24 protein-coding genes and 1 tRNA gene are annotated in these 25,933 nt (G+C 56.7%); 14 read left to right on the forward strand and 11 right to left on the reverse strand.

Going from position 1 to position 25,933, the window contains the following annotated elements; translation table 11 throughout:
• Nucleotides 1-32 precede the first annotated feature (32 nt).
• The 3 genes from FDK21_RS07005 to FDK21_RS07015 all read right to left on the reverse strand — a co-directional run bounded on the left by FDK21_RS07005 (nucleotide 33) and on the right by FDK21_RS07015 (nucleotide 3,113).
• Nucleotides 33-1,295, reverse strand: coding sequence for an HlyC/CorC family transporter (locus FDK21_RS07005; RefSeq protein WP_171021987.1), 1,263 nt, complete (start codon nucleotides 1,293-1,295; stop codon nucleotides 33-35).
• The gene (gene aroB / locus FDK21_RS07010; RefSeq protein WP_138147993.1) at nucleotides 1,295-2,431 is read right to left on the reverse strand and encodes a 3-dehydroquinate synthase; all 1,137 of its coding nucleotides are present in this window, start codon (nucleotides 2,429-2,431) and stop codon (nucleotides 1,295-1,297) included. Before aroB ends, FDK21_RS07005 begins: the two co-directional genes overlap by 1 nt.
• Nucleotides 2,432-2,528: 97 nt before the next feature.
• A complete protein-coding gene (locus FDK21_RS07015) occupies nucleotides 2,529-3,113 on the reverse strand; it encodes a shikimate kinase (RefSeq protein ID WP_114008510.1) in 585 nt (194 codons plus the stop codon).
• A 227-nt stretch (nucleotides 3,114-3,340) separates the two neighbouring features.
• Here FDK21_RS07015 and FDK21_RS07020 point away from each other — a divergent pair, with 227 nt between their 5' ends.
• From FDK21_RS07020 to FDK21_RS07035, 4 genes are all read left to right on the forward strand, one after another.
• Complete coding sequence (locus tag FDK21_RS07020) at nucleotides 3,341-3,481, forward strand: histidine kinase (RefSeq protein ID WP_114008509.1); 141 nt, start codon at nucleotides 3,341-3,343, stop codon at nucleotides 3,479-3,481.
• Nucleotides 3,482-3,532: 51 nt separating this feature from the next.
• On the forward strand, nucleotides 3,533-4,507 hold the full coding sequence (locus tag FDK21_RS07025) for a site-specific tyrosine recombinase XerD (RefSeq protein ID WP_246657517.1): 975 nt from the start codon (nucleotides 3,533-3,535) through the stop codon (nucleotides 4,505-4,507).
• 158 nt (nucleotides 4,508-4,665) lie between these two features.
• Nucleotides 4,666-5,619 (forward strand): acetyl-CoA carboxylase carboxyltransferase subunit alpha, encoded by a 954-nt coding sequence (locus FDK21_RS07030; protein WP_114008508.1) that lies wholly within the window; start codon nucleotides 4,666-4,668, stop codon nucleotides 5,617-5,619.
• A gap of 440 nt (nucleotides 5,620-6,059) precedes the next feature.
• Nucleotides 6,060-7,259, forward strand: coding sequence for a murein L,D-transpeptidase family protein (locus tag FDK21_RS07035; protein ID WP_138147994.1), 1,200 nt, complete (start codon nucleotides 6,060-6,062; stop codon nucleotides 7,257-7,259).
• A gap of 77 nt (nucleotides 7,260-7,336) precedes the next feature.
• Here FDK21_RS07035 and FDK21_RS07040 read toward each other — a convergent pair whose 3' ends face one another.
• Nucleotides 7,337-8,833, reverse strand: coding sequence for a methyl-accepting chemotaxis protein (locus FDK21_RS07040; RefSeq protein ID WP_138147995.1), 1,497 nt, complete (start codon nucleotides 8,831-8,833; stop codon nucleotides 7,337-7,339).
• A 297-nt stretch (nucleotides 8,834-9,130) separates the two neighbouring features.
• Between FDK21_RS07040 and FDK21_RS07045 the strand changes: the two genes are divergently transcribed.
• Entirely contained in the window at nucleotides 9,131-10,222 is a 1,092-nt protein-coding gene (locus tag FDK21_RS07045) for a zinc ABC transporter substrate-binding protein (RefSeq protein WP_171021988.1), read from the forward strand.
• Nucleotides 10,223-10,294: 72 nt separating this feature from the next.
• Here the strand turns inward: FDK21_RS07045 and ppk2 are convergent, their stop codons facing one another.
• The gene (gene ppk2 / locus FDK21_RS07050) at nucleotides 10,295-11,137 is read right to left on the reverse strand and encodes a polyphosphate kinase 2 (protein WP_114008504.1); all 843 of its coding nucleotides are present in this window, start codon (nucleotides 11,135-11,137) and stop codon (nucleotides 10,295-10,297) included.
• A gap of 224 nt (nucleotides 11,138-11,361) precedes the next feature.
• Between ppk2 and FDK21_RS07055 the strand changes: the two genes are divergently transcribed.
• The gene (locus tag FDK21_RS07055) at nucleotides 11,362-13,926 is read left to right on the forward strand and encodes a DUF3772 domain-containing protein (protein WP_138147997.1); all 2,565 of its coding nucleotides are present in this window, start codon (nucleotides 11,362-11,364) and stop codon (nucleotides 13,924-13,926) included.
• Nucleotides 13,871-14,527 (forward strand): CAP domain-containing protein, encoded by a 657-nt coding sequence (locus FDK21_RS07060; RefSeq protein WP_246657518.1) that lies wholly within the window; start codon nucleotides 13,871-13,873, stop codon nucleotides 14,525-14,527. Before FDK21_RS07055 ends, FDK21_RS07060 begins: the two co-directional genes overlap by 56 nt.
• On the opposite strand, the gene FDK21_RS07065 is transcribed toward FDK21_RS07060, so the two are convergent.
• Both FDK21_RS07065 and FDK21_RS07070 read right to left on the reverse strand, forming a co-directional pair.
• Nucleotides 14,494-15,537, reverse strand: coding sequence for a GNAT family N-acetyltransferase (locus tag FDK21_RS07065; RefSeq protein WP_171021989.1), 1,044 nt, complete (start codon nucleotides 15,535-15,537; stop codon nucleotides 14,494-14,496). The two genes, FDK21_RS07060 and FDK21_RS07065, sit on opposite strands and share 34 nt — an antisense overlap.
• A gap of 419 nt (nucleotides 15,538-15,956) precedes the next feature.
• Entirely contained in the window at nucleotides 15,957-16,508 is a 552-nt protein-coding gene (locus FDK21_RS07070; protein ID WP_138147999.1) for a DUF924 family protein, read from the reverse strand.
• A gap of 119 nt (nucleotides 16,509-16,627) precedes the next feature.
• Between FDK21_RS07070 and FDK21_RS07075 the strand changes: the two genes are divergently transcribed.
• Nucleotides 16,628-16,849: a sulfurtransferase TusA family protein gene (locus FDK21_RS07075; RefSeq protein WP_138148000.1), complete on the forward strand. Its 222-nt coding sequence runs from the start codon at nucleotides 16,628-16,630 to the stop codon at nucleotides 16,847-16,849.
• Between the two features lie 5 nt (nucleotides 16,850-16,854).
• Here FDK21_RS07075 and FDK21_RS07080 read toward each other — a convergent pair whose 3' ends face one another.
• Nucleotides 16,855-18,099 carry a D-alanyl-D-alanine carboxypeptidase family protein gene (locus FDK21_RS07080; RefSeq protein ID WP_246657519.1) on the reverse strand — a complete coding sequence of 415 codons (1,245 nt, stop codon included), beginning with the start codon at nucleotides 18,097-18,099 and terminating at the stop codon, nucleotides 16,855-16,857.
• A 285-nt stretch (nucleotides 18,100-18,384) separates the two neighbouring features.
• Between FDK21_RS07080 and FDK21_RS07085 the strand changes: the two genes are divergently transcribed.
• Both FDK21_RS07085 and FDK21_RS07090 read left to right on the forward strand, forming a co-directional pair.
• Complete coding sequence (locus FDK21_RS07085) at nucleotides 18,385-19,551, forward strand: M20 aminoacylase family protein (protein WP_138148001.1); 1,167 nt, start codon at nucleotides 18,385-18,387, stop codon at nucleotides 19,549-19,551.
• Between the two features lie 44 nt (nucleotides 19,552-19,595).
• A complete protein-coding gene (locus tag FDK21_RS07090) occupies nucleotides 19,596-20,363 on the forward strand; it encodes a sulfite exporter TauE/SafE family protein (RefSeq protein WP_138148002.1) in 768 nt (255 codons plus the stop codon).
• 84 nt (nucleotides 20,364-20,447) lie between these two features.
• Here FDK21_RS07090 and FDK21_RS07095 read toward each other — a convergent pair.
• Nucleotides 20,448-20,534: transfer RNA gene (locus FDK21_RS07095), tRNA-Leu, on the reverse strand.
• A 194-nt stretch (nucleotides 20,535-20,728) separates the two neighbouring features.
• Between FDK21_RS07095 and FDK21_RS07100 the strand changes: the two genes are divergently transcribed.
• Together FDK21_RS07100 and FDK21_RS07105 are read left to right on the forward strand one after the other, a co-directional pair.
• Nucleotides 20,729-21,316 carry a YqaA family protein gene (locus tag FDK21_RS07100; protein ID WP_138148003.1) on the forward strand — a complete coding sequence of 196 codons (588 nt, stop codon included), beginning with the start codon at nucleotides 20,729-20,731 and terminating at the stop codon, nucleotides 21,314-21,316.
• An 89-nt stretch (nucleotides 21,317-21,405) separates the two neighbouring features.
• Entirely contained in the window at nucleotides 21,406-21,987 is a 582-nt protein-coding gene (locus FDK21_RS07105; protein ID WP_138148004.1) for a disulfide bond formation protein B, read from the forward strand.
• Here FDK21_RS07105 and FDK21_RS07110 read toward each other — a convergent pair whose 3' ends face one another.
• Nucleotides 21,988-22,629 (reverse strand): DNA-3-methyladenine glycosylase, encoded by a 642-nt coding sequence (locus tag FDK21_RS07110; RefSeq protein ID WP_114008495.1) that lies wholly within the window; start codon nucleotides 22,627-22,629, stop codon nucleotides 21,988-21,990.
• Nucleotides 22,630-22,725: 96 nt separating this feature from the next.
• On the opposite strand from FDK21_RS07110, the gene gluQRS reads away from it, so the two are divergent.
• Nucleotides 22,726-23,619 carry a tRNA glutamyl-Q(34) synthetase GluQRS gene (gene gluQRS / locus FDK21_RS07115; RefSeq protein ID WP_138148005.1) on the forward strand — a complete coding sequence of 298 codons (894 nt, stop codon included), beginning with the start codon at nucleotides 22,726-22,728 and terminating at the stop codon, nucleotides 23,617-23,619.
• Here the strand turns inward: gluQRS and FDK21_RS07120 are convergent.
• A complete protein-coding gene (locus FDK21_RS07120) occupies nucleotides 23,613-24,569 on the reverse strand; it encodes an AEC family transporter (RefSeq protein WP_114008493.1) in 957 nt (318 codons plus the stop codon). The two genes, gluQRS and FDK21_RS07120, sit on opposite strands and share 7 nt — an antisense overlap.
• A 201-nt stretch (nucleotides 24,570-24,770) precedes the next feature.
• On the opposite strand from FDK21_RS07120, the gene FDK21_RS07125 reads away from it, so the two are divergent.
• On the forward strand, nucleotides 24,771-25,886 hold the full coding sequence (locus FDK21_RS07125) for a hybrid sensor histidine kinase/response regulator (RefSeq protein WP_138148006.1): 1,116 nt from the start codon (nucleotides 24,771-24,773) through the stop codon (nucleotides 25,884-25,886).
• Nucleotides 25,887-25,933: the final 47 nt, after the last annotated feature.

Below are 25,933 nucleotides of genomic sequence, written 5' to 3' on the forward strand. Positions count from 1 at the left end.
AACGAGCTGTCAACCCCAGCCAATATCCGGACCTATCGAACCGGAGTGATTCTCAGCGACGTGATCCGGTTACGCTCCTTGCGCAACACGCGGAAACGGAAATCATAGAAGGTGAAACCCTGTCCCGGCTCGGGAATTTGTCGGGCTTCATGGATGACCAGACCGGCTATGGTCGTTGCCTCATCATCCGGCAAGGACCAGTCAAACGCCCGATTAAGGTCACGGATCGGCACGGAACCATCCACCAGAACGGACCCGTCCGGCTCGACCTTGACACCCTTGACGTCAATATCATGCTCGTCCGAAATGTCGCCGACGATCTCCTCGAGAATATCTTCAAGCGTCACCAGTCCCATCACTTCGCCATATTCATCCACCACCAGCGCAAAATGGCTCTTGCGCTTGAGGAAGGCATTGAGCTGGGCCTTGAGGCTGGTTGTATCGGGCACAAACCACGGCTCATTGACCACCGACATCAAATCAAGCTTGTCCGGATCCCCCTTGACGCCTGCCAGAGCCCTGAGCAAATCCTTGGCATGCAGAATGCCAATGAAATTGTCCTGCTCGCCCTGCCACAAAGGAATACGGGTATAGGGGCTTTCGAGCGCCTGCTCGACAATCGCGACCGGGCCGTCATCAATATTGAAAGAGCTGACATTGGTGCGGTGAACCATCACGTCAGAGACATCAAGCTCCCCCAGATCCAACAGGCCACCGAACCGGTCACGGTCCGCTTTGACCACACTGCCTTCCATATGCAGCAGATCAACCGCGCCACGCAATTCATCCTGACCAGACAGGATCTGAGCCCCCTTGGTGTCGACCCCGACCAGACGCAACAGGCCAACCACCAACCATTCCACCGCCACAACGAATGGTCCGAACAATTTGGTAATCACCCGCACATAGGGTCCAACCCGCAAGGCAAAGCTGTCCGGGTTGGAAATCGCCCATGTCTTTGGGAACACTTCGGCAAAGACCAGCACCACCAGCGTCATGACCAGCGTGGCATAAACAACACCCGCTTCGCCAAACAGGGTGATGAACAGGCTGGTTGCCAGCGCCGACGCCAGAATATTGACCAGATTGTTGCCCAGCAGCAGCGACCCGATCAGGCGCTCGCGAATCTGCAACAGCTCATTGACGGCCAAAGCACCCGGCTCGCCATTCTTTTCCTTTTGCAACATACGGGCGCGCGACGCCGCCGTCAGCGCGGTTTCCGAGCCGGAAAAGAAGCCAGACAGGGCGATCAGGCAAAAAATCGCCAGAGCGGTCAACCAGAGCGAACCAAGCATCAGGCCACTTTCTCCTCAAGAAAGGCGCGCAGTTGAACCGGATCAACACCCTTTTCAACAAAGGACTGACCCAACCCGCGCGTCAGAATGAAGGTCAGATTGCCGCGCGAGACTTTCTTGTCTTGCGCGATGAAATCCATCAGCAGATCCACTTTGGGCAACTGACCGGGGATAGCTCCTATATGGGTAGGCAACCCAACCGCTTGCAAGTGGGCAACCACACGATCGGTCACAGCCGGATCACACAGGCCAAGACGAGCGGAGAATTCATGGGCCAGCACCATGCCGATTGCCACCCCTTCCCCGTGCACCAGTCGTTCGGCGTCATATTCCGCCATCCCTTCAAGGGCATGACCAAAGGTATGGCCAAGATTGAGCAGCGCCCGCTGGTCGGCCTCTTTCTCATCGGCGGCCACCACATCGGCCTTGGCCTGACAGGAGCGCGCAACAGCTTCTTCGCGCTCAGGACCTCCGGCAAAGATGCCCTGCCAGTTCCGCTCCAGCCATTCAAAGAAATCCGGTTGGTTGATCAGACCATATTTGGCCACTTCCGCATAACCGGCCCGGAACTCCCGTGGGCTAAGCGTATCAAGCACCGCCGTATCCGCCAGCACCAGATGCGGTTGATTGAACAGGCCGAGCAAATTCTTGCCGTGCGCCGTGTTGATGCCGGTCTTGCCACCGACCGAGGAATCCACCTGCGAGAGCAGAGTGGTCGGAACCTGCACAAACCGCATGCCCCGCCGCACGACCCCGGCAACAAAGCCCGCCAAATCACCAATCACGCCACCACCCAGCGCAATCACCAGATCACCACGTTCAAGCCGTGTGTCCAGCACCCCGTCACACGCCTTGATCAGTCCGTCATAGCTCTTGGTCTTCTCGCCCGGTTCCATCACCAGCACATGATGCTCAATGCCATGGGCGGAAAGGCTCTCTTCGGCGGCTGCCAGATGCAAACCCGCCACTGTCCGATCAGTGATAATGACAGCACGAGCACCGGGAAACTGCGCTGCAAACCGCCCCCCAAGTGACCCCAGGACCGAGCGACCGATCACAATGTCATAAGAGCGATCTCCGAGCGCAACGCGGACCTTGGTCTCGTCGGCCATTTGTTCAGAAGCTTGCGGAGCCATCCTCATCTCACTTTTCTTGTTATGCAGTCTGCCAAACAAAGGCCGAAAGGCAGACCGGGCATCACGCTGGACCCGCGTTTCAAGTCAGCTTGCCCGATCAACGGGGGAGACCGAGATAGTCTTCCAAGGCCTCAATCACAAAAGTCACGATCTTCTCATGGGGCACGTCAATGGAGTCCACCGTCACATCGGCTTGCGCATAGACCGGATAACGTTCGTCCATCAGGCGACGCATGACCCCTTCGGGATCTGGATCCTTCAGCAAGGGTCGATGGGAGCGCCTGCGCACCCGCGACATCAGAATATCAAACTCGGCCTTCAACCAGACCGAAATCCCCTTGCCATTGACCAGCGCCCGGGTTTCCTCATTCATCCAGGCGCCACCACCGGTGGCGAGCACCTGATCGCCTTGCTCCATCAATCGGGCAATTACCCGTTTCTCGCCTTCGCGAAAGTGAGTTTCCCCATGTTCGGCAAAAATGTCGGCGACCGACATGTTGGCAGCGGCCTCAATCTCGTGGTCCGCATCACGAAACGGGATGGAAAGCCGGTTGGCCAGTCGACGACCAATGGTCGTCTTGCCTGCACCCATCAGGCCCACCATGATGATGGGCCGCCCATTGAGAGCCGACACCAGACGCTTTTCGCGTTCGCCACCATCACTTTTTTCAGACTTCGCCATGGATTTCCTAATCTCTTTTTGTCTGTTTCTCGTTTGACCGCGATTGGCACGAGCTGTCAAGCCAGCTTTGCATTTTGCCCAAAAAACCCGGCATCCCGTCCCCAAATGCCCGCAAAGGCTGACAAATTGACTGGAAAAGACACAGCCGCAAATGACAACGGTCGGAAATCGGTGCTAGGTTAGCTCGCATTGATACAAAACCAGACTGACAAGCAATCGGAACCATTATGCCTAGTTTGATCAAAGCCTTGGTATTTCTTCTTATTCTGGGCGGCCTTGCTGCGGGTGGCATGTTCTATCTCGCCAATTTCGTTGAGCCGACCCCGAAGGAAACCGTCATTCGCATCCCGTCCAAGGATCTGCGCTAGCCCTTCATCCTCACCAGCCCCATCCATCCGCCCCGCGACAAAGAGCATATTGTGGCCCTGAGCAACCCCCGAGCAATCGACCTCTTTCTTGATTCCCTCAGCGCAGAAAAAGGGGCGTCTGCCAACACACTGGAGGCTTATCGCCGGGATCTGGACGATCTCGATAGTGCCTGCAGCCGTCAGAAGATGCGCTTTGAACAAATCGACGTCGATGCATTGCGCAGTTATGTCGCCGATCTGTCCGATCAGGGCCTCGCCGCCTCGTCCATCGCGCGCAAAATATCTTCGATCCGGCAATTGTTCCGCTTTCTTTATCGCGACGGCTTTCGCAACGATGACCCCTCGACCACCTTGAAAGCCCCCAAGCGCCAGCGCCCCTTGCCCCGGATCCTGACCGAGCAGGAAGTCGACCGGCTGATCGAAGCAGCCCGTTTCAATGCCAGCCTTCAAGGCCCGACCCCGAAACGTCAGATCCGTGCAATGCGGCTTTATGTGCTGCTCGAATTGCTGTACGCCACGGGCTTGCGCGTGTCTGAACTGGTGTCATTGCCAGCCTCGGCGGCCCATCAGGATGGACAGTTCCTCGCAGTGGTCGGCAAAGGCAGCAAAGAACGGCTGGTACCCCTGTCAGACCGGGCCAAGGAAGCCATGCAGGCCTATCGAACGATGCTGGGTGAAGATCCCACCCGCAACCAGCTCAAGAACCGCCAATGGCTGTTTCCCTCATCGGGCCAATCGGGACATTTCACCCGTCAGGCCTTTGGACGGGATTTGAAGTCATTGGCCGATGATGTCGAGCTGGATGCCGCATCCATCTCCCCTCATGTGCTGCGCCATGCTTTCGCCTCGCATCTGCTGCAAAATGGTGCCCATTTGCGGGCCGTTCAGAAGCTGCTCGGCCATAGCGATATTTCAACCACCCAGATTTATACCCATATTCTGGATGAGCGACTGATCGAACTGGTTGAACAGCATCACCCCCTGTCCGATCTGGCGAACAAAAACACATCCAAAAGGGGCAATTGACCTTCCCTAGGGACACCCCATTTAAGAGAAGCTTGGGAAAAACCCCATGCGCTCAGCGATAAGTGCGCCATTGCTTGACACGCTTGCTTTATGCGTCCAACGTGCCGCCAACTTGTCAGATAGACCAGAAACACAAGAAAACGCGGATCGAACCACTTATGCATAGTTATCTGGAATTTGAAAAACCGGTTGCCGACCTTGAGGGCAAGGTGCAGGAACTGCTCGTCATGCAGGACAAGGGCGAAGCGGTCGATGTGGGTGACGAAATTGCCCGCTTGCAGAGCAAGGCCGATAGCGCACTGAAGGATATCTATGCCAACCTGACACCATGGCACAAGACCATGGTCGCCCGGCATCCGGACCGGCCACATTTCGTCGATTATGTCGGCGCCCTGATCGATGAATTTACCCCTCTGAGCGGTGACCGCAAGTTTGCCGACGATGAAGCCATTCAGGCCGGTTTCGGCCGATTCCGTGGTCGTCCCGTCGCGGTGATCGGTCAGGAAAAGGGCTCGGACACCGAAAGCCGCATCAAGCATAATTTTGGCATGGCCCGTCCGGAAGGCTACCGCAAAGCCGTCCGCATCATGGAACTGGCCGAGCGCTTCAAGATGCCTCTGATCACCTTTGTGGACACGGCAGGGGCCTATCCCGGCATTGGCGCGGAAGAGCGCGGCCAGTCGGAAGCCATTGCCCGCTCCACCGACGCCTGCCTTGCCATGGGCATGCCCAATGTCGCGCTGATCATCGGCGAAGGAGGGTCTGGTGGCGCCATCGCAATTGCGGCAGCCAACCGGGTTCTGATGCTCGAACATTCCATCTACAGCGTGATCTCGCCTGAAGGGGCAGCCTCGATCCTGTGGCGTGATTCCACCCGGGCCAAAGACGCGGCGACCAACATGAAAATCACCGCGCAGGATCTGTTGCAGCTCGGCGTCATCGACCGGATCGTGTCCGAGCCTGTGGGCGGTGCGCATCGTGCACCGGACACCGTGCTTGAACGCGCTGGCAACATGATTGCCGATTGCCTGTCCGAGTTTGACGGCATGACACCAGAAGAAGTGCGCAAGGCCCGGCGTGAAAAGTTCCTCGCCATCGGCAGAAGCCTCTGACTTGTCTGGCTCTTATGCCCAGGATTGCGACACGTATGAAGGGAGGGCTCGCCCCTCCCTTTTTCATGGCCGTTTGATCGCGCCTTGAGCCATCCAGACCAACCATCTGGTTCATTTTTTCTTGAAGACGGCAAGCTGCCCTATTCTTGCCGCACCAATCCTCCTATTTTTTTGAATTGCATTCTGGGCCCGTTTCCCGATATTTGACTTAAGGAAGACAGGGCGCAAAGCAGCAACGACTGAAAACAGCCAGCCTCGATGGCCCGCCAATAGCGTGTCCATTTCCGGGGCTTGCCAAGAGACTTGTCCGGTAACCATCTGTCAACCAGTTCTGGTTACGGATCGTTGACCATACCGACGGTAGGATGGGGTCAGATTGGCACGCGCGAACAGGCAAGTAACAGCAAATGATCAAAGCTTCACATTTCTTGGCGGCATCCATGGCAGTGCTTATGCTGACCGGCTGCAATCCTGAACTTCTTGAAGATGGCAAGCATTTGCAGCCCATTTCGGCCAAACTGAAGGACGAGATTCGCAAGCTTGATTCCACAGAGCAGGCCCCGCTCTATATTCGTATTTTCAAGAAGGAATCGGTGCTTGAGGCATGGAAGCAGCGCAAGGACGGCACCTATGCGCTGCTCAAGACCTATCCGATCTGCGCCTATTCCGGTGAATTCGGCCCGAAAAAACGCGAAGGCGACCGGCAGGCCCCCGAGGGCTTTTACTCCATCACCCGTGGTCAGATGAATCCGCGTTCAAGCTATTATCTTTCCTTCAATCTGGGCTATCCGAACAAGTTCGACCGGGCCTATGGGCGCACTGGCAAGCATTTGATGGTCCACGGCTCCTGTTCATCCCGTGGATGCTATGCCATGGAAGACGCCCCGATTGCCGAAATTTATGCTCTGGGGCGCGAGTCTTTTGCCGGTGGCCAGCGAACTTTTGAAGTGCATGCCTTTCCTTTCCGCATGACGCCGGAAAATATGGCCAGATACCGGGACAGCGAACATTTCGCCTTCTGGCAGAATCTCAAGAATGGTTACGACCATTTCCAGATCACCCGGAAGCCACCCAAGGTCGAGGTCTGTAACCGAACCTACATCTTCGATCCCGTTGGTGGTGGCCATTTCGATGCCACGGGCCCCTGCCCGGATTACGCCCTCGAGCCGTCTTTGCTGGCCTCGCTGAAAAAACTCAGAGCCAAGGAAAATGTCCGCTTCCAGCAAGCCGTGCTGGAGCTTGAACAACAGGCCAAGGAAAAAGAAATCAAAACCGCCGACGCGATGGTTGATTCCCAGCTCGATCTGCTCAAACGCAAGCAACGCATCGCGGAGGGCAAAAATCCGGATGGCTTCCTTGCAGGTCTGATCAATGGCAATCCGACCACGCCATCCGCAAACGCACCAAGCGCGGCCCCAGCCCCAGCCCCAACCCAAGCCCAAGGCCAAGGCCAAGCCTCGCAGCAGCAGGCTCTGGCCCAATCCGAGATCAACCGGCCCCAGACGGAACAGTCTGGCAGTTTCTTCTCCCGTCTGCGCAGCGCTGTCGCAAGCCCCTTCAAGCGCTCGGCATCAGAGCCCACTCAGCCACAGCAAACGTCAGAGCCAAGCCTGCTGACCCTGCCAAAGGCCCGCCAGTAATGCACAAAGGCCCGGCTTGTGACCGGGCCTTCTGCTTATCCTGATTGCCTTTTGATAATCCTGGGATCGATTGTGCCCTAGGTCACCCGATAGCCCATCCGAACACCACCCCAGTGGCGCCCCCGGACATAAACCGGTGCAGACACATCCTTCATCAACACAAAGGTGCCGCCACCCATATCCCGACGGTAGGTCTGCAACAGGAAAGGCTCGGTATTCTGCCCGGCCGACAGACCGACACGATCATTGAAAATCCGCCGGTTACGGCAATTGGCAGCATTCCAGATCGGGTCATCGCCTTGTGGCTTCGAGAAGATCTTGTTGTGGGTTGGCAGATACCCGTTCCGATCGATCGCGGCAACAAAGACAATGACGTCATTCTCAGCCACAACAGGTTCCTGAATGGCTGGCATGACGCGATCCGTCATGGTGGTGAAAGGTGCCATCACCTGTTCCGGATCCGTCCCGACAATCGGTGTATAGGTCATGTCGAACAGATCGGTCTCACTGATCCGCCCGGCCTGCACCTCTGCCTCAAAGGCGTCCGCCACCTGATTGGCCAGCGTCTGTATGGTCTTGATACAGAAGGTATCATCCGTCTCGATGCCGCTGATCGAGGACCGCGCTACCATGCGGTCTGCTGCAGCGACCGATTTAATCATCCGCTCGCTGGCCCTGTTGAGCCCGGAATGGGTGGCATCAAATGCCTTGTGCACCGAATCCACATCACCAACCAGCGTCTCGATCGTACCATTGGCTTCAGATACCTGCCCTTCAATGGACTCCGACGATTCCCGGATCGTCTGAAAAGCTTCGTCCAGACCGGTAATCAGCCCGTGCACCGACGCGGTGCTTTTCTCGACCTCATCCATGTAGCCCGTTGCTCGACCGCTGAGATCGATCAGGGCTTCGGCTTCCTGATCCAGATCGGACAATGTGGACCCGATGGTCTCGGTGGCCTTGCTGGTCTGGGCGGCCAGTTCCTTGACTTCCGCAGCAACCACCGCAAACCCTTTGCCGGCTTCCCCGGCCCGTGCCGCCTCAATCGTCGCATTCAGCGCCAACAGATTGGTCTGCCGCGCAATGGCATCAATCGCGGCAGCCACATCGCGCACGGAAGAAAAGGCGCTCTGAAGCCCTTGAAGCTGGGAGTTGATGCCTGTCACCGACTCCACCAGCTCGCTGACCTTGCCCAATGTGACATCGATCATCTCGCGGCTTTGCACCACTTCCTGCGATGTTGTCTGGGCAATTTCAAACGACCGGCTGGCCGCATTCATGATCTGGTCATTCGAAGCCTTGACCTCGCCAGAGGCTTTCACCAAATCGGACAGGGACTGGAAGCAATCAGATGTTTCCTTGTTGATCAGTTCAATCTCACCGGCCAACTCGGCCATATCCTGCCCTAGATCGCCAAGATCATGGACAACATCGCTGATCAATTGTTGATCAATCGGAGATACTGAGCTGTCAGGATTGTCAAGTTCGCTCTCGGTGTCCCCCGAACCGCGATCGAACGCTTCGTGGTCTGTGTCCATATGCACAGCACGCGAAGATTTTGAAAATTTGAACATGTCCCACTCGTCACTAGCGTTAGAATCTGTGATCGGTCTATCATTTGATAGTGCGGGTTAACAAAGACAAAAGAAGCGCCCGTTTTGCGCTATTTTTGGCCTGTTTTGGCCTGTTTCCGGGTCACTTTGCCGATATTCTCGGCAAAGCGTAAACAAAGACATACGTGTCAGCCCGGATTAAGCCGGCTTCCGTTGACCTCTTGTTTTTGATTTTTGTTATGTTATAACGTAACTTAAATCATCGGATTTTTCTGTACACTCCCCGACCCCACCCAAGAAATGGCAAAAAGTTTCACCATGGCTTCTACTGTGAAAAACCTATCCCGGCACTTGGCCGCCCTCTCCGTATTTTCTTTGGTTTCCACCCTTCCCGCTCTGGCCGCCCCTGACGTGGTGGCATCCGTTGCACCGGTTCATTCAATCGCTGCAGCCATCATGAAGGGCGTTGGGACGCCTCACCTGCTCATACCCTCTTCCGCGTCTCCACACAGCGCAGATCTTCGCCCATCCGGTGCACGGGCGCTGCAGGATGCGGATTTGGTCTTCTGGGTTGGCCCACGCATTGAGGCCTTCCTTGTCAAACCCCTGAACACACTGGCAGCGAACGCAAAAGCCATCCCGATGATCGATGCCGAAGGCATGACATTGCTGCCGGTCCGCTCTGGCAGCAACTGGGAAAAACACACCCACGCCCATGATGATGATCACGAACATGAGCATGAGCATGAGCATGAGGATCATGATGATCACGAGCATGAAGGTCACGAGCATGAAGGTCACGAGCATGAAGATCATGACAAGGAGGGTCATGAACATGCGGCCGAAGAGCATGACCATGACGCCCATGATCACGACCATGACGAAGCCAGCGTCATGGACAATCACATCTGGCTCTCCCCGGACAACGGACTGGCGATGGCAGCTGCCATAACCAAAGCCCTGTCCGAAGCCGACCCTGACAATGCCCAGATCTATGCCGCCAACAGCAAGGCTTTGACCGCAGAGATCAAAGCGGCATCAGAGGAAGCCAAGAGCCTGCTCGCCGACCACAAAACGGCCCCCTTCATGGTCTTTCACGATGCCTATCAATATTTCGAAGCAGCGTTTGATGTGTCAGCCATCGGCTCCATCACCCTCACGCCCGGCGTCAATCCCGGCGCCGCTCGGATCAAGGAAATAAAGGAAAAGCTCGACCATCTGGGCGTAGCCTGCCTGATGTCCGAACCGCAATTCTCCTCCAGAATCACCACGATTCTGGTTGAGGGCACCAAGACCAGACAGGGCCTGCTCGACCCGATCGGCAAGGAGCTAACCGAGGGCCCCACCCTCTATCCAGAGCTGATCCGCTACAATGCCCGCCAACTGGCCGGTTGCCTGAAGGGCGCATGATCAGGGGTGAGGCAGCGATCTTAGCCTTGCCAACAACACATGAAAAAGCGGGCGCAAAGGCCCGCTTTTTTCTTACTCAGTATCATCCAGAATGGATGGCCCAAGCCCCAGAATTTGGGGATCGGTTGGCGCAATGACCGAAGCATCCTTGCCCGGATAGTGCAGATTGGCCAGCAGATAGCGCAGCATGTTCAGCCGTCCGCGTCGTTTGTCATTATAGCGGATCACCACCCACGGCGCATGTTTGGTATGGGTTGCCTCCATCATCCGGTTGCGCGCATCCGTATAGGCATCCCACAGATCCAGCGACTTCAAATCGATCGGCGACAATTTCCAATGCTTGAGCAGACTGTGGCGGCGATCATGAAAGCGCTTGAGCTGCATTTCACGTCCCACATTGAGCCAAAATTTGAACAGCCGCGTGCCGCTATCCTGAATCATCTTTTCGAACCGTGGTGCATCATCGAGAAATTTGTCAGCCTGCTCCGGCGTGCAGAAGCCCATCACCGGCTCGACCCCGGCCCGGTTGTACCAGGAACGGTCAAACAGCACGATCTCCCCTTGCGTCGGCAATTGGGCCGCATAGCGTTGGAAATACCATTGCCCCTGCTCCACATCGCTTGGCTTGGACAAGGCGACGACCCGGACATGACGCGGATTGGTATATTCAGTCAGTCGCTTGATCGAGCCGCCCTTGCCAGCGGCATCCCGTCCCTCGAAAACAACAACAATCCGCTGGTCAGTCTGGCGCACCCATTCCTGAACCTTGACCAGTTCGATCTGAAGCTTTTCAAGCTCCTCTTCATATTTTGACCGCTTCAATTTCTTACCATGGGGATAGTTGCCACTGCGCATGGCAACGTCATTCAGAGCGTCTGGAAAATCGGGATTGTTGATATCAAATGGGACAGGCATCACAATTTGCTCCGGCTTCTATGTCAAACGGGTGATGGCGATGCTAACGCCAATTCGAAGGGAAGGCCAGCCACTCCCGCTCTGGACACCCTGAAACGCCATCCCAGCCGCAGCCCTTTGAGCAAGATGGTGTAGCAAGGAATTGTTTTCAGGTTGCAATTCGATTAGACCTATCCCTGTCAAACACTTTGCTGATTGTCGCTCGAACAAGGAAATTCTCTTCAATGTTGCACAAAGCCCTCCGCTCTTTTGGCCTTGTCTTGCTTCTGATCACCACGCTTGCAGCAGGTGCGGTTTCAGGCGCTCGGGCGCAGACAACCGAAGCCCCGAATGTTGCGGATACCCTGCTTGTGCAGCTCGATCAGATCGAAGCCACACTCAACCGTGACGGCCTGTCCGAAGACACCTTCTCCGAACTACGCAGCAGCCTCAGCGACATTGAGGCCAAGGCGACAGCGCAGAAAAGTCAGGTCCAACCTCTGCTACAGGAAGCCAAGGCGCGCCTCGAAGCGCTGAAACCGGCAGAAACAAAGGAAGGTGAGGAAGCTGCAACCGAAGCCGACAGCCTTAAGACACGGCGTGAGGAACTTCAGGAACAAGTTACCCAGATCGACGCCCAGCTCAAGCTGATCTCCTCCAGTCTTGTTCGTGCCGAGCAGTTGAACAACCGCATCACCCTTGCCCGTCAGGACCGGTTCACCCGGCAATTGTTCGAGCGCAGTGGCACCATCCTCAACCCGGCCCTGTGGCTCAATGGCCTGTCCGGCAGCGTCACCACGTGGCAAGCGGTCACCACGCTCTTTTCCGATTGGGGGCGCTATCTGATAACCCGCGCCGCCGATCACATCTGGCAGGTGATCGGAGTGATCCTGATTGTCGCGGTGGTGATCGTTGGTCCCTTGCGGTTCCTGCTCTTCTCCGGCTTGCGACGCCTGTCCAATCTGGAAGACCCCACGGCACTGCAACGCAGCCTCTATGCCTGCTGGGCCGTGTTTGTCTATACCATCGTGCCTGTTCTGATCTTCCTTGCGGTCATCCTCATCCTCGACAATGCCGACCTGATGCCACGCCGCGTTGAAGCCCTGATGTCCGAACTCGGCTCCGTGGTCTTCACCCTGTCCTTGAGCTATGGCTTGATCAGGGTTCTGCTGGCCCCAAGCCGTCCCACCTATCGACTGCTCAATATCTCAGATTCCGACGCCAACAAACTCTATGGCATCGCGCTGACCCTGCTGGCCATCTATGGCTTTGAAATCACCCTTGACGAAACAGACCAGACCCTGTTGACCCCGCTTGAAACCACGATCCTGCTCAGCGGCATCGCCTCGATCCTGACGGCCATCCTGATCTGGACCGGTCAACGCGTGATGATCAACACCACGCCACAGCACGAGACCCCGGTCGATGAGTCCCTGACACTGCCATCCGGTTTCAATCTGCCCGGCTTCCTGCGTCTGTTGCAGCCCTTCATCTGGATTGCCTGTCTTGTGATCGGCCTTGCCCCGATCCTTGGATTTGTATCACTTGGCAGCTTCCTTGCCATGCAGCTGGGACGCACCTTCATCATCCTTGGCCTGCTTGGCATTTTCTCGGCCCTGATCGACAATTTCCTCAATGAAGAGCTCGAAACCGGCAACACCGCAGCCCAGAAAATCTCGCGCGCTATGGGCATCACGCCAAAGACGGTCAATCAGTTCAGCGTGCTGTTCAATGGCCTGATGCGTATCCTGCTCTATGTTGGCGCAGCCCTGCTGATTTTCACGCCATGGGGTGTGGAATCGACCGGCTTCTTCTCTTCGCTCGAAAAGGCCATCTTCAATATCCAGATCGGTGATCTGAGCATTTCCCCGATCAACATTGTCGGGGCACTGGCGGTCTTCATCGTCACTCTGGTGCTGGTCAAGAGCATCCAGCGCTGGATGGAACAGCGCCTGATGCCTGCAACTGACCTTGATACGGGCCTCAAAAATTCCATTCAGACCAGCATTGGGTATGTCGGTTTCATCCTTGCCGCGATGCTGGCCTTCTCCTATATGGGCGTCAATCTCTCCAACATCGCGCTGGTGGCTGGTGCGCTTTCAGTCGGTATCGGTTTTGGCCTTCAGAGCATTGTCAACAACTTCGTCTCCGGCCTCATTCTGCTCGTCGAACGCCCCATCAAGACCGGTGACTGGGTCGTGGTGGGCAACGATCAGGGCTATGTCAGCAAGATTTCCGTCCGCGCCACCAAGATCGAAACCTTCGACCGCGCCACCGTCATCGTTCCCAACTCGGACCTGATCTCCAACCGGGTGATGAACTGGATGCATAACGGCTCCATGGGGCGGATCATTGTGCCTGTCGGGGTTTCCTACGATTCCGACCCGGAACAGGTCCGCGACATTCTGATGCGCGTGGCCAGTCAGTCCGATCAGGTGTCCTCCTACCCCAGCCCGAGTGTCTATTTCATGGAATTTGGCGCATCCTCCCTGGATTTCGAACTGCGTTGCTTCATTCACGACATCAACAGCTCGCTAAGCGCCAAGAGCGACCTGCGCTTTGCCATCTTTAAGGCTTTGAAAGAAGCCAATATCGAAATTCCATTCCCGCAGCAGGATGTCTATATCCGCTCGATGGCAGCCCCGAACAAGCCGATACCACCAGAACTGCCGCCGGAAACACCGCCCACCCAACAAACCGAACAGACAAGTCCCAAGTCCGACGGTCATCAAAATGCCGAATATGAGTTGAACGATGGCAATGACAATGATTCTGGAGAAGGGGACGGCGATGCCGCGGCAACCGCATAATATCGGAACATGGGCGGGTCGAAAAACCCGCTTGGCACGCCTTCTGGCAATGGGGCTTGCCACTGCATTGCCATTTGGCCTTGCCAGCTGCAGTCAGGGGCCAGGCTTTGACCAGCCGGTCATGTATGACAATCTCAACCGCACCGGAGCCTCGGTTAACCCGCAGGAAGCGCTCAGCATGCTCAATGCCTATCGCAGCCGACAGGGACTGAGCCAGTTGGTTCTGAGTGACAAGCTCACGATGGCTGCGCAGGAGCAGGCCAACGCCATGGCGGCGGCCGACAAGGTCAGCCACACATTGGGACGCGATCGAACCCTGATCAAGCGCCTCAACAAGGCCAGTTATGAGCCAGATATTGCAGTAGAGAATATCAGCGCCGGCTATTGGACTCTGGCCGAGGCCTTTTCCGGTTGGCGCGATTCGCGCGGCCACAATGCCAATATGCTGCGCAAGGGTGTCACGGAAATGGGGATTGCGACGAGCTATCGTCCGGATGCCAAATACAAGGTTTTCTGGACCCTTATTCTGGCCAAGCCGTCAGAAATCAAAGAGCCGGACACGATGTCTCAGATGCGGCCCAACAGCCTCTTCGCCCAATAACGAGCCTGCTGCTTACCATCTGCCGCCGCACTGTGGCTGAGGGAACCCACTCTGCCATAAGCACTGAGCGGAACAAATAGCTGCGCATAGGCCCGATGTCCGCCCCAGATGTGCTCGGCCACCGGGTGGCCCGCATCCGCCAAGCTGTCGACATAATCGATATCGGGATCTGCCAAGGCCTGAAGGCTGAGATGATGCAGGATATGCACGCCGGGAGAAAAGCGTTTATAGACTTCATCCATCCCGGTTTTCCAAGAGAAAAGACCACGCCCCGCTTGCAAAGACACCAGTCCCGCGATGCAATGATCATCAAGCATCATCAGATCGATCCGGGCACGCCCTTCTGCCAGCAGTGGCGGCAGAAAGTCATGGGCAAACGCATTGAGCGCAGGCACCACCGACAAGGCCGTGCCTTTACGGGCCTTCCAGCCCGAGGCCTCGACCTTCAGAAAAGCCTCCAGGGCTTCCCCATCATCTAGACCATCCCGGGTTGAAACGAAACGCACCGCGCCCATTTCCTCAAGCCGACGCCTTTGACGGCCCATCAGTTTGCGTTTGTTCCGACTCAAGGTCAGACCGGCATCCTGTGCAGTGCGACAATCAAGAAAGCCCCGTTGGTGCGCGCGACGCATCAGCATCGAGGCAGAGGGACCAAAGTGATCGACCAAAAAAGCGCGAAGCCACTGAAATTCTCGCGCTTCAATCGGGAAATAGGGCCATATCAGAAAGTCCGCGCCGGCTTTGTCGATCAACGCCTTAAGCCCGGATCTAAAATCCGCCTCATTGCGCTGATGCCTGCCATCCAGATCAAGGAAACAGCCACCGATCGGACCGTAGCCATGCCCCCAAAGGGTTGCGTAACTGGCCCCCAGAGACGGAGCGGAGCGCTTGTTTTCATAGTGAAACCGGTAGCCACCCTGATGGACTTGCTGAACCGGTCCGGCACAAATGCGCCCGTCGGCAGCCTCAATGAAAGCAGGGTGCACGAATGGGCTGTCAAACAGATCCATTCTGTCCTCCACATTCAACATCCTGTCTGCTTTCAACAACATCCTGCCCGGTCCCATATCCGTTGCCCTGCCCATCAGACCGCGCAATGCGGTTTCGGTGCACTGCATCCAGTATAAGCAGTTTTTCCGATACAAGACGGCATAGTTTCAGCTTTAGGTTAATCGATCGCGCAAGCAGCACGCGATTTCCATCACCTTTTCCCTTCACCTTCAAGGGATTGAGCGCCGCGCTACGCTAGAATCGCTAAAAATTGAACGATTTGATCAAGAAACGAAGCAAAATTACCAGCTTGCACGTTTTAACGGATCATTAACCCTGACAACAGAATTCCAGTATCGCGTGCTTCCGAGCGGCCTTCAACGCCCCCATCGAAGGCCAAGTCTCACCTCAAGTCTCACCTCAAGTCTCACCTCAAGTCTCACCCGGCAAAGCCACCTTCATCAAGAAAGGCCTGCTCCTCTGGTGTTGTCTCACGACCCAGAACCGCATTGCGGTGCGGGAAGCGACCGAAGCGGGCAATGATATCGCGATGGATGATCGCAAAGCGCTCGGAATTGTCGTTGCCGATCCGCTTCATCCAGGCGATGCAATCCTCTTGTGCCTGCAAATCTTCCGCATGCATCATCGGCATCACCGCAAAGGTCTTTTCATCATAGCTGAGCTGATTCCAGTCCGGATGCGCGACCAGCATTGAAGAGAGCCGTAAAGCTTCATCATCATGGGCAAAAGCTTCGGCCGAGTCGCGATAGAGATTGCGAGAAAACTGATCCAGCACGATGATCAGAGCCAATGTTCCGTGCAGGCTTTCCCGCCAAGCGCTGAGCTGACCGGCACGGGCCGCCTCAAGCACAGGACCGAATCTTTCGCGGATCTCCGCATCGAACCCGTCATCCTTGGCAAACCAGTATTTCGGATCGGCCCCGAACCAGAAATCCAACACTTCTTGTGGCTGTACGTGATTGGCTTGCATCATCATCTCCCCTTATTGTCCGGTTTCCCCGCTTGCGACATTGTCAGCGAACCGTTAGAAACCGAGATCACCCCATATACTGATTTATACTGGATTTAACGTAAGACGGAACGCGCCTCATGCAAGAGATGGACTTAAGCGGCCTCAAATGTCCCCTGCCCGTCCTGCGGACCCAAAAGGCATTGTCGACCATGAAGGCAGGCGACTGCATAGAGGTCACCACCACCGATCCGATGTCGATGATCGACTTGCCTCATTATTGCAACGAGCATGGTCACCGACTGCTGGCAAGCGACCAGCACCAAGACGGTAAGATGCGTTTTCTGATTGAAAAAGCGTGAGCGCCTCAGGGCTTCGGGCGTGGCAAATAGGCCAGACGAACCACATCACCCTTCTGCGCCTTTAGCGGCTGGACCGGCTTTTCGAACGGGCTGGCTAGGGGCAATTGCGCCATTTTCAGCGGCAGCTTGATCGGCCTTTTTTTCACCCCGGCATACACCCGCACCGGCTCCATTACCTTGAAGCGCGGCTCAAGAAAGCTGACCTTGTAGGCCACATGTGGCGTCCATTTCGGCCCGCCATTGGGGCAGATTTCCGGCCGCATGTCATGGGGTCGAGTGATCGCTCCAAACTGGGTCCCATTGGCAATCGATGCCCCGGCGCCCGGCGCCATATCCTGCCGCACGAAGCCTTGGGTCAGCAGGAAAGCGGCTGTCTCGGAACGCACTTGTGTGTTGGAAGCCCCCAGCACCACCGCCACCAGTTGCCGGCCATTGCGCGTTGCAGACGAAACGATGTTGTAACCGGAGGAACAAACAAACCCGGTTTTCATACCGTTGGCACCGCGAAAGGTTTCGAGCAGCTTGTTGTAGGAGCGAAGGACCCGCTTGCCATGGCGAATGGCCGGGATCTGGAACAACGGGCGATATTGCGGAAATTCCAGCAGGATCTGCCGGGTCAGCACAGCCATGTCACGGGCCGAGCTGGTTTGATCCGGATGGAAAAGACCATTGGCATTGACAAAATGGGTCGCAGTCATACCCAGACGCGCCGCCTCCCGGTTCATCCGCTCGGCAAAGGCAGGTTCACTGCCCGCAACCCGTTCACCCAAAGCGGCGGCAATGTCGTTGGCCGATTTGACCAACACCATCTTCAGTGCATTGTCGACCGTCAGCCGTGTGCCGACCTTGAACCCCATTTTAGATGCAGGATAGGCCAGTGCATGCTCGGAAATGGTCACCACACTATCTTCGGACAATTCGCCAGACGCGATCGCCCGAAAGGTGACATAGGCCGTCATCAGCTTGGTCAGCGATGCCGGATACCATTTCTGGTTGGCTTTTTGATGATACAGCACCTTGCCGCTCGCCACATCCATCAGCAACAGCGGATTGGCAGACAGAACCAGATCCTGCTTTTCCGCAGGTTTGGCCTTTTGCGCCGCCTGCGCCGACCCGCCCGTCGCCAGCATTGATCCCATCAGCGCGACAAGGCCAAGACCGACCAACGATAGCGCCGTCAAACGTCTGCTGGATTTGACCAGACGGTCTTGTTTGGTGTGACTGGCTTTGACGACAAAGGCTGGACGCATGATCCGAAACTCTCCGAAGATAGGCAGTTCGAGACTGATTCTCAGATCAGTCGGGTAGGGTTCTGACCTTAAAGACCCACCCCTCTCTAGCGGATGCACCGACGGCGAACAAGCCCCAATCGCGAGAAGGCGCATTCCAACATGGGCCGCAGAGACAAAGCCCTTGCCCTTGCTTGATGCCCCCACTAATCTCAACGCAATCACGAGACAGCACGGTCTCGTGCGATGGAAGCTCAACAGAGCCCGTCCTGTTCAAACAAACCTTTCCAAGCAAGGCCTCCATTCATGCCAATCATCAATCGTATTGCCGACTTTCACGACGAACTCACTCAAGTCCGGCGCGATTTGCACCAACAACCAGAGCTTCAGTTCGACGTCCATGAAACCGCCAAGCGGGTCGTCAAGGAACTGACAGCCTATGGCATCACGGACATCACCACTGGCATTGGCAGAACCGGCGTCGTCGCCGTGATCGAAGGCAAGAGCAACATATCCGGCAAGACTGTAGGGCTGCGCGCCGACATGGACGCTCTGCCGCTGGTTGAGACATCCGGCAAGCCCTATGCCTCCAAGGTCGAAGGCAAAATGCATGCCTGCGGTCATGATGGCCACACCACCATGCTTCTGGCAGCGGCCAAGTATCTTCAGGAAACCCGCAATTTTGATGGTCGCGTCGCGCTGATCTTCCAACCAGCTGAAGAAGGCGGGGGCGGCGCGCGCGAAATGGTCGCAGACGGCCTGATGGATCGCTGGTCGATCGATGAAGTCTATGGCATGCACAACTGGCCCGGTGTGCCGCTCGGGGCCTTTTGTATGAAGGATGGCCCGATCATGGCCTCAGCCGATCGCATCATGATCAATGTCGAGGGCAAAGGCTGCCATGCCGCCAAGCCCCATGAAGGCATTGACACTGTCGTGGTGATGGCCGCCATTATTCAGGCGGTGCAGACCATCGCCAGCCGCAACACCAACCCGCAGAGCTCGATTGTCGTCTCTCTTTGCCACATCCATGCTGGTTTCACGGACAATGTGGTCCCCCAGACCGGTTTCATCGAAGGCACGGTCCGCACCCTCGACCCCGCAGTCCGCGATATGGCCGAACAGCGCTTGCAAGAAATTGTCGAGGGCACGGCAGCTCTTTATGGTGCCAAGGCCACATTGGCCTATCAGCGCGATTACCCCGTCACTGTCAATCATGGCGCACCAGTGGCAGTCGCCGAAAAGGTAGCCAAGGAACTGGCCGGTGAGGACCAGGTCGATGCCACCATGACGCCATCCATGGGCTCGGAGGATTTCTCCTTCATGCTACAGGAACGACCCGGCGCGTTTGTTTTTGTCGGCAATGGCGACAGCGCCTCGCTGCATCATCCCGATTATGACTTCAATGATGACCTCATCCCGGTCGGGGCATCCTATTGGGTGAAGATTGTCGAGGCTGCCCTGCCAGCCTGAGGCCAGACAACCCAATCCCGCAAGCCCGATGCAAGGGGGCGATCATGTTAGAATCTCTGCCAATCTTTGCCGACACCGGCCTTAGTGAGCTCGCTCTGTGGGGTCTGATTGTCGCTGCTTATGCCACCTCCGCCATGACTGCCGCCTTTGGCATTGGTGGCGGAGTTGCGTTGTTGGCAATCATGAGCATGGTCATTCCCGTCGCAACCCTCATTCCAGCCCACGGCATCGTCCAGATGGGTTCCAATGCAGGGCGGGCATGGCACTTGCGTTCCCATATTCGATGGACCTTCATGCTGGCCTTTGCCATCGGCGCGATCCTTGGTACGGCGGTCGGATCGCAAATCGTGATCGCCTTGCCCGATGCCCTGTTGAAGATCATCCTTGCTCTGTTCGTGTTGTTTCTGGTCTGGGCTCCGCGACCCAAATTCATGCAAGGCGGCGCGGCAACCATCGGATTTGGCGGTGCCTTTTCCTCACTTGTCGGCATGTTTGTCGGTGCAACCGGCCCCCTTGTCGCTGCCATCGTGGCCGGCAAGGCCCCGGACCGTCAGGGGGTCGTTGCAACCCATGCAACCGCCATGACCCTTCAACATGGCTTGAAGATCATTGCCTTCGGCTTTGTCGGCTTTGCGTTTAAAGCTTGGATCGGTTTGCTGCTGGCAATGATCGCGTCCGGCTATCTGGGGACCATCACCGGCGGCAAGATCTTGCATATGATGGATGAAAGCCTGTTCCGCAAAATCTTCAAATATCTGCTGACCGGTCTGGCACTGCTGATGCTGTTGAATGCCGTCCGCACGCTTCTATAGCCAACAAGACGCATCAAATGGGCGCCAAAGCGCAATGATGGCCGTGCGTGCGAAAGGATGTGAACATTTTACCAGGAAGAGAAATGGTGCCCCTGGCCCGACTCGAACGGGCACTCCGGTGAAGGAAACGGATTTTGAATCCGTCGCGTCTACCAGTTCCGCCACAGGGGCACGTGAGGTGGGAATATAGAAGCAAAAATTCTCCCGTCAACAGACAAGCGTCACAATTCTTCCATAGTCAACACGATTTGACACCCCCTTAACCAGTGGCCCCTATGCTCGCGCCACTGGAACAAGGCACAAAGGTGCCCTATCTGAACTGAGACATTCCGCCTCCGGCAGAGACAAGAGAGAGATGATCCCCGATGCTGCGCAAATTGTATGATTGGACAATGGGTCTGGCATCAGGCCCCCGCGCCCCTTGGGCGCTCGGGTCGGTTTCCTTCATCGAAAGCTCGGTCTTCCCCATCCCGCCAGACGCGCTATTGATCCCGATGGTCATCGCCAAGCGCGAAAAAGCATGGCTCTACGCTGCCATTTGCACGGCGGCTTCCGTGCTCGGTGGGTTGCTGGGCTATATCATCGGTGCCTTTCTGTTTGACCAGTTGGCTCAGCCGATCCTCAGCTTCTATGGCTATGCGGACAAATTCGCTTCTTTCACAGAACGCTACAATGAATGGGGCGTCTGGATCGTGCTGATTGCCGGTCTTACACCCTTTCCCTACAAGGTCATCACCATTGCGTCGGGCGCCACAGGGCTGGCCATGCCGGTCTTTCTGGTCGCTTCCGTCATCGCCCGGGGCATTCGCTTCTTAGCCGTCGCAGCGTTGCTCTATTGGCTCGGCCCTCCTATTCGCGATTTCATCGAGAAAAGGCTCGGTCTGGTTTTCACCGTGTCGCTGATCGTCTTGATCGGCGGTTTCGTTGTGGCGAAATATCTGGTTCCACACTGACAAATTTTCGACATGGTTGCCCCCTAAAGCTCTGACACCTGCCAAGCTTGGCCCTCCCGGCCCGCATCCCGTCCCTTGGATGACAGACAATGACATTGACGACCCCGCTTTCCGACACCCAACGCATGAGCGCCCTCCTGCTCTTTCTGGGATCTGCCTTCATTTCCCTATGTTCCCTTGGCTTCGAACATATTGGCGGTTTCCAGCCGTGCCAATTGTGCTACATCCAGCGTCACACCCATTACGCCATGGTACCGCTCGCAGCCATTTTGGTGCTTGCGATCCGTCTAAAGGCCCCCGCACCTTTTGTCCGGCTGATGCTTTTGGCCTTGTCGGGCCTGATGTTCTACAGCGCGGGCGTGGGCGTCTATCAGGCCGGTGCCGAGTGGGAATTCTGGATGGGTCCCAGCGACTGCACAAACACCGTTGAAATCACCAACAATGCCGCCAATCTGCTGCAGCAACTTCAACAAACCGAACTGATCAGTTGCTCGGTCGCCCAGATGCGCATTCTCGGTCTTTCCTTTGGCGGCTGGAATGCCGTGCTGTCCAGCATTCTCGGCGCCATTGGCCTCGTCGGCGCATTTGGCCGGGATGGTGTCTTCGGCTTTGTGTTCCGTCTGCTGCCCTTCCTCAAGGGCTGGCTCGACAAGCTCTATGGTCAGGCCTGATCAGATCACTCCGTCGCGCCCTGCTTTCAGGTCGCGATAGATCGCCCAGAGCAAATGCGCAGCCGCGCTGCGCTCTGGTTGCCACGCGCTTGCCGCCAACTCCTCCAATTGCTTGGCGCTGAGCCGCTCGTCCGCCCCCACCAGATGGGCGGCGGCCACCTGCAAGGCCAGATCACCGGACGGCATCACATCACGCCCCCCAAGACAGAACAGCAGATAGATATCGGCTGTCCATGGTCCCACCCCATGCAACGCAAGCAATTCCGTGCGCACCACAGACAGGCCTTGTTCCAGCAACCCATCGGGATCAAAGCCATCTGCAAAGGCTTGGGCGATCCTTGTCACCGCCTTGATTTTCGGCCGTGACAGAGAGCAGGCACGCAAATCCTCTTCGCTCGCCTCGGCCAACGCTTTGGCCTCCATGCCCGGATAGGCCGCCTCAAAGCGCTGCCAAATGGCATTGGCCGACGCAACCGAGACCTGTTGCCCCAACAGGATCCGCAACAAACCCCCAAGGCCTCCGGGCCGTTGCCGCAAAGGGATCGGCTGGCACAGTTCGATGAAAGGCACACAGCGCCGGTCCAACTGACCGAGCCGCACCAAAGCCGCATCGAGATCTGACTGATCCTTAAAGCGTTCCATAATCGATCTTTCTCACTTGGCGTCCCTATAGACACTCCCTGCCCGAAGGGGCTATCAATCACCAGATTGCCTCCTCCCGCAACCGGACAAGACCCGATGTGCCCGATTTTCCGCTTTGCCCCCAGCCCCAATGGCGCTCTTCATCTGGGCCACGCCCTCTCGGCTCTGATCAATTTCGAAGCGGCACAATGCATGCAGGGACAGTTTCTGCTCCGCATCGAGGACATCGACACCATCCGCTGCACCCCGAACCAGGTCAACCAGATGACCGATGACCTGCGATGGCTGGGCCTCGACTGGCCTGAACCGGTCGTGCAGCAATCCAGCCGTTTTGACGTCTATGCGGCAAGCATTGATCAATTGAAACAGCGAGGCCTGCTCTATCCTTCCATCGCCAGCCGCAAAGAGATCCGGCAGGCCATCGCCCGCTCAGAAGAACAAACAGGGCACCCGCATCCGTGCGATCCGGATGGAGCACCGCTGTTCCCCCGCCATTTGCTCAAGGAGAAAGAGCATGCGAATGGTGACTGTGCCTGGCGGCTCGACATGGAAAAGGCAATGAAATTGGTGGCGTCCGCCCCCCTCAACTGGCAGGAAAATGGCCCTCGCAGCCCATCCTATCCGCAAGTGTCCGCCATTCCTGCTCAGCCAAAGGCATGGGGCGATGTGATATTGGCGCGCAAGGACTGCCCGACCAGCTATCATTTGTCGGTGGTGGTGGATGATGCCGTGCAAAAGATTTCCCATGTGGTGCGAGGGCAAGATCTCTACCACGCCACCGGCCTGCACCGGCTGTTGCAACAACTTCTCGCTCTACCCGCCCCACTCTATCATCACCATCGGTTGCTGACTGACATTGCAGGGCAAAAGCTCTCCAAATCCCGTGGGGATCTGAGCTTGAAGACGTTGCGCGCGCAAGGTGCGACACCCGCCGACATCCGCACCATGATTGCGTTTTCCGACGACGATCTGGCTGCGTTTCTCTATTGACCCAGAATCTGGTGCGAGACGGAAATCCAGAAGGGCAGGGTCACCAGCCCCAAGAGCACCGACAGGGTGATGGTGTTGGCCGCCACCCGGTGCCCGACACCAAAATGCTCGGCCAGCAAATAGGCATTAACCCCGGTCGGACAGGCCGCACCAATCAGGATCACAGCCACCCATTCAGTTGGCAACGGAATCAGTGTGCTGGTGATCAGCAGGAACAGAGCGGGCAGCAGCATAGTCTTCATCAGCGCCAGCAGGAAGCCCGACAGGATGTCGCCACTCAGCCCGTATTTGCGCATCCCCATGCCCATCGACATCAAGGCCAGAGGCACGGTCACGGGCACGATCTTGTCAATCACCACCGAAGCCACCTGTGGGATGCCAAAACCGGTGAGGCTCCACAGCCCCCCGGCCACGATGCCAACGACGATCGGATTGGCCGCAAGCCCCTTGGCCACATTGAGCAGAGCAGCGCCGACATTCAGCGCCTTTCCCTCTTCCCGATCATACCATTCCACCAGAATGGAACTGACCAGCATCGCAGCAGGCAAATGCACCGTCAGCAGCATCAGCAAGGGAAACAGCGCCTCTTCGCCATAGACCCCGGTGATCATTGGAATGCCAAGCAGCACCAGATTGGAGAAGCCAGCGGAAATCCCGGCCACGGCCAGTGCCTTGCCCTCGCGCTTGAAGACCACCGCCAGCAAAATCATCCCCAAAATCCAAACCGCAAACAGACAGGGGAAATAAGCCCCCCACAAGGGCCACGGCGCCTGTCCGGCCAGATCATTGGTCGCCAGATTTCGGAACAACAGCAAGGGCAGTGGGATGGTGAAAACGAATTTCGACAGGGCCGCCCCGACATCCTGCGGCACAAGGCCAATGATCACCACGCCATAACCAAGACCGATCAGCGCAAAGATGGGAAAAACAATCAAGAGAATATCGGCCATGGAGACCTCCGGGGCAGGCAGGCGGGGACATGAGGCAGGTCACGGACGCAAGGAAGCAAAGTCCTTGTGATGCCAATGCTTTGGCAATTAAACTGACACCTGTCTCAATCGAATTGAGGATGGCAAGTTGGCAGGGAAAGAGGCATCATGCGGATCGACAACCTCTTGAAAATGCACATCTAAGGGTGCCTATAGCATAAAATGGAATACAAGAATCAAGAAAATGTTGACCAGACTCGTGAAGTCGACAGCTTTCACCATGACCTGCGCACCCAGTTGAGCGCCATCGTCTCCCTGAGCACATTGATCCGGAAATCCCGAAATCCGGCCAACTGCACTGCTTTGCTTGAGGCTTTGCATCTGGCCGCCAACAATGCCATGGCAATGATGGAAGACGGCGCTGCCATGCATGAAGCCCTGCCGACAGACAGCATGCAGCTGGTCAAACTGCTTAAGGATTTTGAGCAAGTGGCATCAGGTCTTGCCGAGGCACGCGGTGCCCATTTCAGGCTGGTGCTTGATCCGGCCCTCAAATCCACCGCCTTTGCCAGCCCCGATCCGACCTATTTCAACCGGCTTTTCACCCTGCTGCTCGACAATGCCATCAAATATGCCCCCGACTCGACCATCACCCTGTCGGCCACCATCAAGGAAGGCAACGAGCTGGCGCTGGATTTCGCCGACAATGGCCCCGGCTTTGGCGTTGCAGACCCAAGCCTGCTGTTCGAACCCTATCAGCGCGGCACCAGTTCCGAAGGGGTCGCCGGGTCAGGTCTTGGTCTGTGGAGCGTCAAGACGATTGTCGAAATGATGCATGGCAAGATCTGGGCGGCTGCCAACAAGCCCACGGGTGCCGTCTTCTTTGTCCGTCTGCCGCTTGATGTGGTCGCAACCGCTCCACTACCAGAGGATAAAGACGACAGCGACACCAAAGCGACAACAGAAGACGGCCTCGGTTTTGCCGGGCTGATTGTCGACGACAATGCCACCAATCAGCTGATCATCTCCGAATTGCTCAAAGCCATGGGCTGCGCCACCAGCCATGCCTCTTCCGGCGAAGAAGCGCTAACACGCTTGGCATCTGAACAGGCAACCGATCTGCCGGACTTCATGCTGCTCGACATCCGTATGGAAGGCATGGATGGTTGGGAACTGGCCGGGCGCATCCGCGACAACAAGGCATGGGATGCGATGCCTCTGATCGCGGTCTCCTCCGACCCGACCCCGGCAGCGTTGGCTCCCTTTGATGGCTGGATGCAGCGGCCGATTGATCCCGAAAGGCTCCAATCCATGCTGAGCGATCTGGTCAAGAGCTAATGGCCTTGGCCGTCGCCTCTCCATCCAATGTGGAAAGAAAAAAAGCC

The organism is Cohaesibacter sp. CAU 1516 (assembly GCF_005771485.1).
Lineage (GTDB): Bacteria > Pseudomonadota > Alphaproteobacteria > Rhizobiales > Cohaesibacteraceae > Cohaesibacter > Cohaesibacter intestini.